This is a genomic window from Paenibacillus sp. P4_A7, from assembly GCF_056402455.1.
The window spans coordinates 1-14,309 of sequence record NZ_JBFUHJ010000116.1; the positions used below are offsets into that span (position 1 = coordinate 1).

Annotated in this window: 12 protein-coding genes; 11 read left to right on the plus strand and 1 reads right to left on the minus strand. The window is 40.0% G+C overall.

The features are described from left to right. Positions 1-845: 845 nt before the first annotated feature. The 10 genes from AC1DWN_RS15775 (at position 846) to AC1DWN_RS15820 (ending at position 11,103) form a co-directional block, all read left to right on the plus strand. The gene (locus AC1DWN_RS15775; RefSeq protein ID WP_477559852.1) at positions 846-2,318 is read left to right on the plus strand and encodes a WG repeat-containing protein; all 1,473 of its coding nucleotides are present in this window, start codon (positions 846-848) and stop codon (positions 2,316-2,318) included. 858 nt (positions 2,319-3,176) lie between these two features. Next, on the plus strand, positions 3,177-4,520 hold the full coding sequence (locus AC1DWN_RS15780) for an ABC transporter substrate-binding protein (RefSeq protein WP_477559853.1): 1,344 nt from the start codon (positions 3,177-3,179) through the stop codon (positions 4,518-4,520). An 81-nt stretch (positions 4,521-4,601) separates the two neighbouring features. Continuing rightward, entirely contained in the window at positions 4,602-5,453 is an 852-nt protein-coding gene (locus AC1DWN_RS15785; protein ID WP_477559863.1) for a carbohydrate ABC transporter permease, read from the plus strand. Next, positions 5,443-6,324, plus strand: coding sequence for a carbohydrate ABC transporter permease (locus AC1DWN_RS15790; protein WP_477559854.1), 882 nt, complete (start codon positions 5,443-5,445; stop codon positions 6,322-6,324). The genes AC1DWN_RS15785 and AC1DWN_RS15790 overlap by 11 nt, the downstream gene beginning before the upstream one ends. 56 nt (positions 6,325-6,380) lie before the next feature. Continuing rightward, positions 6,381-6,929, plus strand: a complete 549-nt coding sequence (locus AC1DWN_RS15795; protein ID WP_477559855.1) for a glycerol-3-phosphate responsive antiterminator — start codon at positions 6,381-6,383, stop codon at positions 6,927-6,929. Positions 6,930-7,059: 130 nt separating this feature from the next. Then, the gene (locus AC1DWN_RS15800) at positions 7,060-8,874 is read left to right on the plus strand and encodes a right-handed parallel beta-helix repeat-containing protein (protein WP_477559856.1); all 1,815 of its coding nucleotides are present in this window, start codon (positions 7,060-7,062) and stop codon (positions 8,872-8,874) included. A 41-nt stretch (positions 8,875-8,915) separates the two neighbouring features. Continuing rightward, complete coding sequence (locus AC1DWN_RS15805; RefSeq protein WP_477559857.1) at positions 8,916-9,725, plus strand: sugar phosphate isomerase/epimerase family protein; 810 nt, start codon at positions 8,916-8,918, stop codon at positions 9,723-9,725. Further along, a complete protein-coding gene (locus tag AC1DWN_RS15810) occupies positions 9,725-10,546 on the plus strand; it encodes a Cof-type HAD-IIB family hydrolase (RefSeq protein WP_477559858.1) in 822 nt (273 codons plus the stop codon). Before AC1DWN_RS15805 ends, AC1DWN_RS15810 begins: the two co-directional genes overlap by 1 nt. Positions 10,547-10,549: 3 nt before the next feature. Next, complete coding sequence (tatA, locus tag AC1DWN_RS15815) at positions 10,550-10,753, plus strand: twin-arginine translocase TatA/TatE family subunit (RefSeq protein WP_477559859.1); 204 nt, start codon at positions 10,550-10,552, stop codon at positions 10,751-10,753. 170 nt (positions 10,754-10,923) lie between these two features. Then, a complete protein-coding gene (locus AC1DWN_RS15820; protein ID WP_477559860.1) occupies positions 10,924-11,103 on the plus strand; it encodes a hypothetical protein in 180 nt (59 codons plus the stop codon). Positions 11,104-11,297: 194 nt separating this feature from the next. Here the strand turns inward: AC1DWN_RS15820 and AC1DWN_RS15825 are convergent, their stop codons facing one another. After that, positions 11,298-11,693: a VOC family protein gene (locus AC1DWN_RS15825; protein ID WP_477559861.1), complete on the minus strand. Its 396-nt coding sequence runs from the start codon at positions 11,691-11,693 to the stop codon at positions 11,298-11,300. Positions 11,694-12,048: 355 nt separating this feature from the next. On the opposite strand from AC1DWN_RS15825, the gene AC1DWN_RS15830 reads away from it, so the two are divergent. After that, a partial coding sequence (locus AC1DWN_RS15830; protein WP_477559862.1) for a GH39 family glycosyl hydrolase occupies positions 12,049-14,309 on the plus strand: 2,261 nt, incomplete at its 3' end.

The window sequence follows — 14,309 nt, forward strand, 5'->3', positions numbered from 1 at the left end:
AATAGAATTCTAGTAGGCGGGTAGCAATCTGGATCAACTATATACCGTTATGAAAAATATTCTGTATTTATTTACGAGGGGTACATCCCCCTCGACTCGACCATGTAAACCCCGACCGCAATATGTCGGGGTTTTTCTATGTTTTGTTCTATATAAATTATTTGATAACTTGCTCAATGTTCTCTTTGAATTTTTTGGAGTACAGTAGTTAAACTTTTTAAACGACGCATAGAAATGAATATACAGACGAAGGATGTACAGGACCATCTTTTATGTATAGTTGTGTAATTACATGACTTATGCAGTTCGTCCCATCTGTTGGAAAACATTCAGAAGCTTGCATATCTTTAACAACTGACTAGCTAAACTGTTGGACTAGCATGGTTCTACGTTGGATAATTGTATTAACTTTTGCCCATTTGGGGGCTTTCAGAACCTATGTTGGATTATTGCTCTAACTTTCCTTCGGGAAGCCTCGTTCCAATCGTTCAAGAGCGAAGTTAATGCAAGAATCCAATATAGCAGCTCGTCGGTCCAACTAAGGGCCATCTATCCTGCAGAAATCCAACATAGCAGTCACTAACAGCTAACCAGAGACCAGCAAACTCGCTAAGCGAGAATGATTTCCGCCTGTCGGCCCAAATAACTTCTCATTACAATCTGGCTGCTCTGCAAGCATAGATTCTCATAATTACCAATAAAACTCACGAACTGCATTAGTCATGTGTGTAAATATTTACATACATTTAGCCGATAACATATGTAAACCAATCCATATTGTTTTAAATAAATTACATATAATGGATGAATGTTCGCTAGAACAACACGGAGAGGGGTTAATGGAAATGAAAAAGGTATTAGGTTTATTGTTAAGCATCGTTTTATTGTTTACTGTTGTTCCGTTTGCGCAAGCAGCCCAAACGAGTAAGTATCTACCGTACGAAGTGGTTGGGGATTTATACGATGGATTAGCGTGGTTTGGACAATACGACAACAATGACAACGAGGTTTACGGCTTTATTGATACGACAGGCAAAGTCGTCATTCCTGCAAAGTATGATACGGTTGGCGATTTCAAGGATGGAATCGCGACTGTAATGATCAACGAAAAATGGGGATTAATCGATAAAACGGGTAAAGAAATCATTAAGCCGCAATTTGAAGGTATCAGTGGTGTATTCGGCGATGGCCTTATGTGGTTCTTATCGAATGACAAGTATGGATTTATTGATATAACGGGCAAGACCGTTATTCCAGCTCAATTCGATGACACGTACAATTTTGGCAATGGCTTAGCGCCTGTCGCTGTAAAAGGTAAATACTATTTTATAGACACAACGGGCAAGAAGGCGTTTGAAGCTGAATATGATGGTGCTTATAACTTCAGCGAAGGCCTCGCGCCAGTAATGAAGGGCCGTTTGATGGGTTATATCGATACAACGGGCAAAGAGGTTGTTGCTCCGATGTATGATCAAGCATTCGTGTTAACTGAAGGTATGGCTCCGGTGTATAGAAACGATGTATGGGGTTTTATTGACACAACGGGCAAGGAAGTCATTAAGCCGCAATACGAGGATGTATATAGCTTTAGCGACGGTGCTGCCGCTGTTCAAGTGGACGGCAAATATGGCTTTATCGACAAGAAGGGCAAACAACTCATTAAGCCAGTGTATTCCTCTATCTATACACGCTTCAGCGAAGGTTTGGCACTTGTTGAGAAGTTAAGTAAAGAGGGTTACCCTTTGTCGGGTTATGTTGATCTGACTGGCAAAGAAATGACGAAGTTTAAGAGTGGTTTTTCAGGCGGCAGTTTCGATAACGGCTATGCGATTGTATCCGATGGAGAATTACGCACTTTTTATATTCTTAAGAGCCCGTTGCTTGCTCCTGTATCGGCCAAGCTAACTGCATCAAAAGTATTAGTAAACGGCAAGCTGGTTTCGTTCGAGGCTTACAATATCGGAGGCAGCAACTACTTCAAGCTGCGTGATTTGGCATTGGCAGTGAACGGTACGGAGAAAAACTTCGAAGTAAGCTTCGACAGCGCCAAAAACGCGATCAATCTGCTATCCGTCACAGCTTATACGTCGGTAAGCGGAGAGCTGGCGCCTGCAACAGGAGCAGCTATCAAATCTGCTAAGCCAACGAGCTCCAAAGTATATGTAGATGGGCAAGAAGCTCATCTTCAAGCGTACAATATCGGAGGAAATAACTACTTCAAGCTGAGAGACCTCGCCAAAGTGTTCAATATCGGCGTTACTTGGGACGCTGCAAGCAGCACGATCGGCATTGATCCGAAGCTGGCTTATACGGAGTAGAGAGGCGTCGGGTTCGTAGGATTACAACAAATGAGGCTGATCCACAAGTCATTCCATAATGACATGTGGATCAGCTTTTTGTTATTGAATCAACTCATTACCGTTAATGTCTAGTAGATTGTATGATTTCCCGACTATTTCCTTATCCTGTCCGAAGAGATGAGTAGCTTTTTCGATAATTCCACTGTGTGCAGCCACATGATTCATGTTTTGAACCATAAACTCTGAATTGCAGAGAGCCCCCACCCTTTTACTATATTTCATGAGTTCTTGTTGGAATAGTACCGCTCGTTCAGCGACTTCAGGCGAAGCCTCTTTACTAGCCTATGCTTTATGGCAAGTAAACAAAGAAAAAACGAGTGATGAGAGCTGCACCCACGGCGAAATGGTTCGCGGACTCTTCAAAACTCGTTGCCAGGTTCGAACAAGGAACCACAAGGGCACTGAACGAATCTATATTGAGTTTGAGACAGAAGTACGCCGTTTTGCAAGTATGATGTCATCCCTTTGGCCGAAAAGACTGCTCATGACGTTATGGCCCGTTTATTCAAGCATAGATTCTCACAATTCCCAATTAATTCAGCGAACTGCATAAGTCATGTGTAATTATATATATCCTCATGAATAATCCCTTATTTACAAATCTTTAACATCACACTAACAATCCACTGATGATTGGGATATATACTAATTTTAGATGAATAAGGTTCGGACAAGTGAAGCTTGGGTGGAGATGATGAGAAAACCCTAAATTCGCAGTCTATAGAATAGATATTCTAGATATTCTAATTTGGGCTGTGAATTTAGGCTTTTTGTCGTCTCCTTTTATCATCATAGAAAAAACTTGGAGGTAGGATTATGTTGAAAAAAAGTTTCAGTAAAGGATTATTTCTACTCATTACAATTATGCTGATTGTGTCAGGGTGCGGATCAGCAAAAAACAACACAACAAACAATGCTGCTAGTGGTAATGTGAAGCAGGATGCTAAGGAAACAGTAAAGCCAGATGAAGAAGTTGCTTTAACGTTTGCGGCATTTGGTAGTGATGAGGAGTTGGCGATCTATCAAAAGGCGATTGACTCATTTGAAAGTTTAAATCCAAGTATCAATGTTGAGCTAAAGTCTTTCCCTCGTGCAGAGTATAACCAAAAAATGCTGACTGAGCTAGCAGGTAACAATGCAGCTGATGTGTTCTATATAAAACCTGAGACGTTGGCTAAAATGCGAGATAGTGATTCTCTAATGGACGTGTCAGATTATTTAGCTAGTACAGAAAGTTATGTAAAAGAAACAGAATTTCCAGAAGGCTTCTGGGGTKGTGCTAAGGTTAATGAAAAAATTTACGGCGTAGCCGTGGATGTTAATCCAATGGTGCTTTACTATAATACTGCTATTTTTGAGGAGTTAGGCTTAAAATCTCCACAGGAATACTACGATGAAGGTAACTGGAGCTGGGATACGTTTAAAGAGCTAAATAAGAAAGTAGTGGAATCAGGCAAGAAGGGTTATACACTTGATACATACTGGGCAACGGTTCATAGCTGGATCTTCTCTAACGGTGGTCGTGTGTTTGATGATAACGGTAATTATGTGCTGGATAAGAATAATGAAGCTCAGGAAGCACTTACTTTCCTTGAGAGTTTAATTAAGGACGAAGCTGCAATCTTTACAGGTACATTGACTGAGGGTATATCTACTGAATCATTGATGATGTCTAATCAGCTTGCATTTAATGCCATTGGACGTTGGGTAACACCAACCTTTATCAAAAATAACTTTACTACTTTCGACTATATTCCATTCCCTACGAAAACAGGTGATGAGCTTAAAGAAGTTGCAACAACGATTGCATTTCTAGGGGTTAATGCTAAAACTAAGCATGCTAATGAAGCGATGAAATTCCTATCGTACTATGTTTCTACTGAAAGTCAAAAAATTCGTCTAGCAGGTGGCAATGCCGTGCCTTCAGTAAATGGAGCAGAGTCTCTAATAGAAGAAGCTAAGGTACCTGCTCATGCAAGCTATCTACTTGATATGCGTACAATTTCATTTGCACCGAGTGGACCGCAAATGAACGAATACAATTATTCTGGTCTAGATGCAGAAATGAAAGCAGCATACGAACTGCTATTTACAGGGAAGAAAAATGTATCAGAAACAATAGAAATTATTTCTGGAAAAGTAAATGAAATGATGAAATAGATGGAAGGGAAGGGGCTTGTCCCCTTCTTGCTTTCTCGCTGATTACAAGGGGGAGATTACTTGCATTTTCGTAATAGAAAAATGTGGGGCTATCTATTCATACTCCCTCAGGTTATCGGATTGATTGTATTTCATATCATTCCCTTAATTTGGGCTGGATATATTAGCTTCACAGATTTTGATGGCTTTGGACGTAATAACTTTATCGCTTTTGACAACTACTACAGTCTATTTAAGGATGATGAGCTGTGGGGTTCCTTGCGTAACACGGCTTATTACGCCCTACTAACCGTAGGGATTGGTGTAACAACAGCCTTACTTGTTGCGCTTGCTCTTAATGTCATGAAGGGTAAGACCTTCTATCGAGTGTTCTATTTTATGCCTGTTATTACAAGCACAATTTCGATGGGTGTTATTTGGGTATGGATGCTGAACGGGGAACTTGGCATTATCAATTATGTATTATCTGCTATTGGCATTGAAGGTCCAAGTTGGTTAATTGATGAGCGCTGGGTCATTCCCTCCATCGCATTAGTCGGTATTTGGGCTACGCTGGGCAAGGATATGATCATTTTTTTGGCAGGTTTACAGGGAATATCTAAGAGCTACTACGAAGCAGCCGAAATTGATGGAGCATCGGGATTTAAGCAGTTTTGGCATGTTACGTTACCGCTATTATCACCTACAACGCTATTTGTCACGATTTTAGCGCTTATTAATTCTATTCAGGTATTCGATCAGCCCTATGTTATGACAGGTGGCGGTCCTGGTAAGAGCAGTTATACTCTCGTTTATCTCATCTATAATCAAGCGTTTGTTGAATTTAATATGGGACGAGCTTCAGCAGTTGCGATGATTCTGTTTGCTGTTATATTAATCATTACACTAATTCAATTTATTGTTTCAAAAAGGTGGGTGCATTATGAATCTTAATCGAAATGAGCTGAATATCTCAGCTGTGCCTAGCCAAAAGCATTGGCTTATTCGAAACTTACCCACTCTATTCTTGCATGTTGTTATGGCAATAGGTGCGTTGCTTATGATCTTTCCATTTATATGGACCTTAAGCAATTCATTTAAGTCGATGGCAGAGATGTTTGCATATCCGCCAGTACTATTACCAGAGAAGCTGCTATTCAAAAATTATTGGGATTCCTTGACTGCTATGCCCTTTGACTTAGCCTATTGGAATAGTACCTACATTACCATTGCAATAGTAGTTATTCAGCTTTTGACATGTACATTGGCAGCATACGCCTTTGCTAGAATCCAGTTTAGAGGACGCGAGTTTATCTTTATAGTCATTTTAGCGATGTTGATGGTGCCGCATCAGGTTACAATGATTCCGACTTATCTCATAATTAGTAAGCTAGGATGGCTCGATACACATTGGGCGTTGATTATACCCAACTCCATTTTCTGGGCATTTGGAGTATTTATGATGCGTCAGTTTATGATGGGAATTCCTGCAGAGCTAGAGGAAGCAGCTATGGTAGACGGTGCCTCTCCACCGCGAATTTACGCTCAAATCATGATGCCGCTTGTAAAACCTGCATTAGCTGCGCTAACTATTTTCTCTTTTCTAAGCAATTGGAATGCGTTTCTTTATCCGCTACTCTATCTTAGTGATCGTAAACTGTTCACTGTGCCGCTACTGCTTAATGCGTTTAAGGGTCAATATAGCACAAACTGGTCACTTGTTATGGCAGGTACGATGATTTCAGTTATTCCTGTTTTGATTGTCTATCTAATTGCTCAAAAGCACATTATTGAGGGAATTGCCATGACAGGCATTAAAGCGTAAGAAAGATTAATCATTAGTTTACGTTTGGGAAACTCCATAATGAGAGGAAGTATAGCATGAGTAAACAACATCTTGATTACCCTCTAATTGCTGCGGTTACACGCCCAGATCAGATGGAAGCAGCACTTAACAGTAAGGTGGAGCGTATCAATCTAATGACAGGAGATATTTCGCAATTAGCATATATCGTTGAACGTGTGCATGCAGTGGATAAGAAGCTCTATGTTCATATTGAAATGGTAAATGGAATTAGTAAGGACAGTAGTGGGGTTCAATACTTAGCCAAAGCCTTTAAGATTGATGGCATTGTCTCTACGAAAAGTAATGCCATAGCATCGGCTAAGCAAGCTGGTATTGGGACTACGCAACGTATATTTGCCATCGATACGGCTGCAATTGAAACGGCACATAAAATGTTCCATAGTTCTAAGCCTGATGAGGTTGAGCTTATGCCCGGCCTTATGCCACGAATTATTACAGAGATTCGATCCCAATGGGACAAGAAGCTTATCGTAGGCGGCTTAATTTGCAGTAGAGAAGAAATACAATTAGCGTTTGAGCATGGAGCAGATTATGTTTCATTAAGTAATTCAAGTTTTTGGTAAAGGAATCAACTGAATAGATGGCAAGAGCAGGTGGAGATGATGAGAAAACCTAGCCGAAAAAACAAGACGTTTTTTTAGGCTACCTTTTTTCAGCATCTCCTTTTCTATGATACTTTTTAGGAGGGATACAATGTCTGATGGATCAATGGAAAAAGGAACAATGAGTAGAAGAAAAATGCTTAAAGTTATGGGGGCTTCAATGCTTTCGATAGCAGCAGGCTCTACTCTCATTAGTAATACTTATTCAACAGCATCAGCAGCGGAAGCGGTGGAACAAACAAAGTCAACTGCGCCCCCTGTGAGAGCTACCTCCTTCTATAATGTGAAGGATTATGGGGCAGTTGGCAATGGTATTGATAACGATACTGATGCAATCCAAACTGCTCTTACACTCGCTGCAGGAGAGACGGGTGAGGCTTCCATGGTGTTTATTCCAAAGGGAACCTATCGAGTTACAGATACACTCCGAATCTATTCAAGAACACACTTGAAGCTAGATCAAGGTACTACAATGGTACGTAGTCATGATCGTTCCTTCCTAATTAATGGTGACTGGAATGCAAATTATATAGGCTATGATGGACAAGGCCATTTTATCGTTGAGGGTGGCGTATGGGATGGGAATATCAATCAATATCCAGATATGTTCAACTGGTTTGGACTTGCAAGAGCTCGAAATGTTGTATTTAGAGATGTAGAAGTAAGAGATGTGGTCTCTGCGCATGCCATAGATATGAATGCTTGTGAGGACATCTTGATTGAAAATTGCCGCTTTCTAGGATATCGCGATGGAACAATCGATCAATCAAGAAACTATGCCGAAGCTATTCAAATCGCAAATCATACAGAGACAGGCTTTAACGATATGGGATCCTTTGATGGTACGCCTTCTCGTAATGTAAGGATCATGAACTGCTATTTTGGAGCGAGCGGTACAGCAGGTACAGGACCATGGGCAGCAGGAGTAGGTAATCATTATGCCGTTCATAATCTATACAATTCGAATATTGTGATAGAAGGGAACACATTTGATGGTATGACCTTTGCTGGGGTTCGCAGCTTTAAATTTTCTGACCTTATTGTAGCGAATAATACATTTTTTAACTGTCATAAGGGGGTTATGCTATCTAACCCTGCAGCCAACACAGAATCAACCAAGGATGCCGCTGGGGTGCAATCGGGGCTTCCACAATCAAGTCATAATGTGATCATTCACGGTAATGTGTTCAAGGGTACGACGGGGGATAATATTTACTGCGTTGGTTGGCCGAAGAGCAATAGCGTTTATGCTAAGGTAGAAACTTTAAGTATTACAGATAATATCTTTGATACAATCTCTGCTAATAACTCATGTATTATGCTGAAATGGGTAAATAATGCACTGATCTTAAATAATCAGTTCCGTAATGTATATCGTGGAGTCTATCTTGCCTATGGAACCGGAGTTACCATTACCGGAAATCATATGTCCAATATTGCGGTAGAAGGAATCTTTATCGAGGAGCCTGATACCGAGTATGCCGGCTTTGGTCATACCGCAAATATTAGAATTACAGACAATACTCTTAAGCAATGCGGGCGATCGGCTATCAACTTAAGAGCAGTGAAGCATTTTCAGGTTAATGACAATATGATTGAAGCAGCAGGAATAGAAAGTGATAATTCAAGGCAGGGAATTGCTGTGAGTAGTGCTGCGAGTGAGGGAAGAATAGCTGGAAATGAAGTTATTGCTGCGGCGGTCGGTAATAAAAACCAATATGGTATTCAAGTTACGAGTACCTGCACCAATGTTCAGGTTGCAGACAATAGACTTGAGGGTAAGAGTGGACGAGTAAATATCGAGGGAAGTACTAATTTTGAAGGAATTTACATGCATAGTCCAAATGGTAACAGATATCGAGTAACGGTAAGCGATAGCGGTACTCCAGTTTACACAGAAGGCTAAATGAAATATTTACTAGTATATAACCTATAGGAGTTGATTTTATGTCAAATGACACCATTTGTATATCAGATTTAATATTACTTTCCGAGAATCTCGAAACGAAAATAGAAGCACTAAAAGAAATTGAAGTGAATTATGTGGAGTTGCTAGTTGACGGTAAAGCTTGGGACGATACGATACAGAGTTATGCTAAGTATGCGCCTTATTTACGCCAATCTGGATTGAAATTCAGTGTTCATCCACCTGCTTGGGATACGAATCTATCAAGTGAGAATAAAAGTATTCGTGAAGCAACCTATGTGGAATATTGTAGATCTATTGAGTTCGCGTATGCGATTGGAGGAAAGCATGTTGTCATTCATCCTGGTTTTTGTTATTCACCAGGCTTTGATAAGGAGCTTGCAAAGGAACGAGCATATGAGCTTGTCTCATTATTATGTAAGATAGCAGAACCGCTTGGCATAAGATTAGCAATTGAGAATGTAGGATATAATGGCAGCTCATTATTTACACAGAAGGAATACGTACAATTTGTTGCGGGTTTGGATGCAAATGCAGCATATTTGATTGATACGGGCCATGCTCATCTGAATGGCTGGGATATCCCTGAGCTAATTAGAGCGACAAAAAATCGTCTTTGCTCTATTCATTTACACGATAATTTTGCAGATGGTGATCGTCATTTACCAATTGGTAGCGGCAATATTGATTGGGAGCCTATCTTTGCAGAGCTACGTGAAGTGAACGGTTGTCTACCCATTCTTGAATATGCCCCAGGAACAAGTCTTGAGCAGCTGAAGCAGTCCATGAACCTTGTAAAGAATAAATTAAATGCTGGGATTATATCTTGATGAGTAGTATTAAATTAATTGTAAGTGATCTTGATGGTACACTGTTGTCTGAGAGGAACGAACTAGAGCAGGAGGTACTCGATACTATTGAAAGGTTTCGAGCCTCAGGTGGTCAATTTACAATTGCGACAGGAAGACCACTAATTACAGCCTTACCAATACTTCAAACGCTAAATATCGAGCTTCCCGTTATTCTTTGTAATGGAGCGGTCATTGCCAAGGATGGTCATATTGTGGAACGGCATTGTTTTTCTTTAGCAAAGCTTAGCAATTTGCTTATTGAGGCATATAACCAAGAGCTGACTATACTTCTCTTCTGCCATTCTGATGTATTTATATTTGAACATACAGCTGACGCAAAAGTTTACGAGCAAAAGGAAAAGATATCTTGTACCGTAATCTCCTTAGAGGGGATGGAATGGGTAGAGAAGCAAGCAGAAAAGGTTATTCTAATAGGTGATATTGGGCGATCATTATTTTTATGGATGAACTATCAGAGTACACTAAGTGATCATTTTGGGGCTTTTCAATCGGAATATAACTATCTTGAAATTGTAGATAAATCCTGCAGTAAAGGAAGCGCGGTTGCTACTGTAGCAGAGTTACTTGGCGTTAGCCGAGAGAATATCATGACGATTGGTAATGAAATGAATGACTTACCTATGTATTCAGCATCGGCTGTTGGAGTTGCTGTTGCCAATGGACGAGAGGGATTGAAGGAAGCTGCTGATTATATCTGTCAAAAATCTTATGGTCAAGGAGTTGTGGAGGCGATAGAGCGGTTTGCTCTGGAAACTGCACTGCAGAGGGGAGATAAGTAAGTTATGATTGGTGGTTTAGGTACGACAGGTATTATATTACTGGTACTGGTTGCATTGCTGCTGTTTGGTCCAAATAAGCTTCCAGAGCTAGGGAGAGCGTTTGGTAGAACGATTAGTGAGTTTCGTTCTGGAACGAAGGTGTTGATTGAAGAGGATGAAGCAGATAGTAACACGAAGAATGGAACTAAAATGGCGCAATCAGAGTGAGATTTTGGAGTAACAATATCTTCGTTAGAATAGAATAATCAACGAAAACGAGGCTGTCTCTCAAGTGATTSAATCACTTKWGARACAGCCTCGTTTTCATACCTTCCATTGGCAATCATGAGGGACATCTATCTCAGCATCTTGACCTTATTAGGTTAAGGTGCTGTTTGTTGCTGAATTTTGAATTAATGAAAAACGGCTATCCTCCCATTGTCATTCAAAAAGAGAATCGAAGTGAGTATTATACGGCATTGGATCATGCTCATACGAGCGGCGATAATACGATGTTTGTCTCATTGGTTACCGAGATTCTGGAACAAACATTTGATATGTATCTGAGACTAGTATAGATAATATGATGAAGTTTACCCCGCTGAAGCTGAAGTTCTTTACGGGTCGATACTCGGGTGACATCAAAACCTGTGACTACACTCGTAGAAGCATATGTGGCGTTATCTTCGGATAGGGGTTCAAAGTCCCTTGCCTCCATCATACAAAAGCCCGACCGCGTTAGGTCGGGCTTTTGTATATGCAATGAAAAATATTATTTTGCGTTCTCATCTGGCTGATGAATGCCAAATACATTTCCTTCAGTGTCAATGTAATACCCTTGCCACGCCATTCCTGGCAGTGCGAATTTTGGTAATGCAATCTTGCCTCCAAGGCTCACAATTTTTTCTTCAGTAGAATCGTAGTCCTCCACTCCCATTGTACATGCATAACCATTCATAGCTTGACCTGGTTCTGGGGAGGTACCTTGACGTTGCATCAAAGCCCCGTTGATTCCAGGTTCATTTACGTTGCCCGTCACAGCTCCAAAATAGGGCATTCCAGCATAAGTACTCCAATCCTCGAATGTCCATCCAAATATCTCTCCATAAAACTTCTTGGCACGCTCCATGTCATCTACATGAATCTCGAAATGAACTAATCTCCCCATGATTTTCTTCCTACGATTTGATTTCCTTACTTCTTTCTTTTATTATGTTTTCCTTTCCTGCTTGATTTATAAAAAATTATTGTAAATTATTTATGTTCAGTAGCAACCTTAGGTGACATCAAAACTGTGACTACACCAGTAGAAGCCTGTGTTGCGTTATCTTCGGACAGGGGGTCGACTCCCCTCGCAGATATAGTTACCTTGAAGCCTTGTTGTTCCAGCAGTCCCGGTTTATTTCTCCGAAAGCACTTCAAAATCAACTTCGCATGTTCTAATATGGATGATAACCTTCTTTTCATGTTTAAAACAATAAAAGCATGCGAATACTGGCTTTGATAACAAGGAGGAATGGAGCATGCAATACGAAAGTATTGAGATACCTAAAAACCACAGGCTACCTTATAGAATACTAATTCATGAAGTGAAAATCGTTCCCTATCATTGGCATGATTTTTTGGAAATTATTTTTGTCATTAAAGGCTCTGTCCAATTAGAAGTAGAGAAAAAGGACATCGTGCTCGCTGAAGGGGATGTATTTCTCGTTAACAGTTGTTATCGGCACGCGATTAAGTCGCTCTCCCACAACAACATTATATATGCTCTTCAAATACGCGAGGACTTTTTAAGAAGCGAAATCGAACATTTTGATTCGCTGACTTTTGGCTTGTTTCATCACACTTCGGCCAATGATATTGCCCTATTGAAAAAGTATTTATCCGAACTGGCCCTGTTGGATATTAAAAAGAAGGAAAACAAAAACATCCTTCGGAAGGTAAAGGTTTTAGAAATATTAAATTTGGTTCAACACCGGTTTTCTATAGACAAAGATGAACAAGAAGGCTTGCTTTCTTCGAAAGAAAAAATATTGAGTATACTGCTCTTTATTAATAATAACATCGCCGAGCCGTTAACATTGGAAGACATTGCTGACGAATTCAAGATGAGTCCAAGCTATATGTCGAAGTTTTTCAAAAAAAGTTTGGGAATCAATATTATGACGTATATCATGGAATATCGATTGCAGCTTGTTTGTTCCGATCTGGCTACAACGGATAAAAAAATTAGCGATATCCTGTTTGAAAGAGGATTTAGCTCCACGAGTTCGTTTAACGAACGGTTTAAAAAGCAATTTGGCATGACGCCCAACCAATATCGAAGCGTCAATAAACAAGGACAGACCCTAAAAGAAGAAGATATTACAAATTCGTTATACAACTATATCAATTTGATGAAAGAGGACTCGTTGAATAACCTTTTTAGACCAGAGGCCATTATCGATCATCCTAGAGAAGACTCTGTTTATTCATCGAGCTATAACGAATTATGTATTGATGCAGGGAAAAGCATCTCGTCCTATGATTCGGCGGTAACTCGAATGATTGGTGTAGGAAGAGCAAAGGAATTACTGGATGTAAGCATACAGGAACAGTTAATTCAGGCCAAAAAAGAAGCAGGTTTGAATCGGGTAAGATTTCATGGCATTTTTTCCGACGATTTAATGGTTTATCATGAGGAAGACGGAATCAAAACCATTCAGTTTAGATATATTGATAAAATATTCGACTTTTTTGTGGAGCAGCAAATAATCCCTTTTATCGAGCTTGGTTTTATGCCCAATGACTTGGCTTCGGGGAACGAGACGATGTTTAGATGGAAGGCCAATACGACGCAGGCAAAAGATATAAAAGATTGGATTGAGCTAATAGAACGGTTCATTCGCCATTTGGTTAATCGATATGGAATACAAGTGGTGAAAAGCTGGGATTTCGAAATATGGAATGRACCTGATTTGGAAGGATTTTATTGGCATGGGACACAAGAGCAGTATTTGCAATTTTTCCTGAAGACTTATCGGGCAATCAAAAAAATAGACAATGATTTTAAGGTAAGCGGCTTTAGCGGGACAAGCTGGTCCGTTCTGAATACCGATTGGACGAAAAAAGCTTTAACCTTTATTGAGGAGAACAACATCATCTTGGACAGCTTTACTTATCACATCTACCCGATCGAATGGAATTTGGAGGCCACATATTTCAACTTGTGGACGGCAGATCGAAAAGGACTATACTCTTATGCGGATTCTAATTATATTGTATCTACAGTAAAGACAATACATCAAATGATGAGCAATACGCCTAATGTGAAACAGGGAAGAACGGTCATCACGGAATGGAACTCGTCTTCGGACGTCAGAGATTTGTTGCATGATACGGTGTTTATGGCTTCCTTCATCGTAAAAAATGTCATTAACTCGATGGATCATGTTAACATTATGGGGTTTTGGACGTTATCCGATATATTGGACGAGCATATTCTGCCTGCGGAGATGTTCCACGGAGGGTTTGGTTTAATGACGGTTGAAGGCATTAAAAAACCAAGCTATTTTGCCATTGCTTTTTTGAATCAATTAGGGAACACGCTTATTTATCGAAATGAACAAATGATTGTGACAAAAGATGATGATGATCATTATCAAATTTTAATTCACAATTATCAAGAATATGACGAGCTATACAAGAGCTTTAACACGTCCCATATTTCATTGAAGAGCAGATACGGTGTTTTTGCGGATGAGTCGGAGAAATATTTAAAGATCGTTTTGCAAAATATATATGG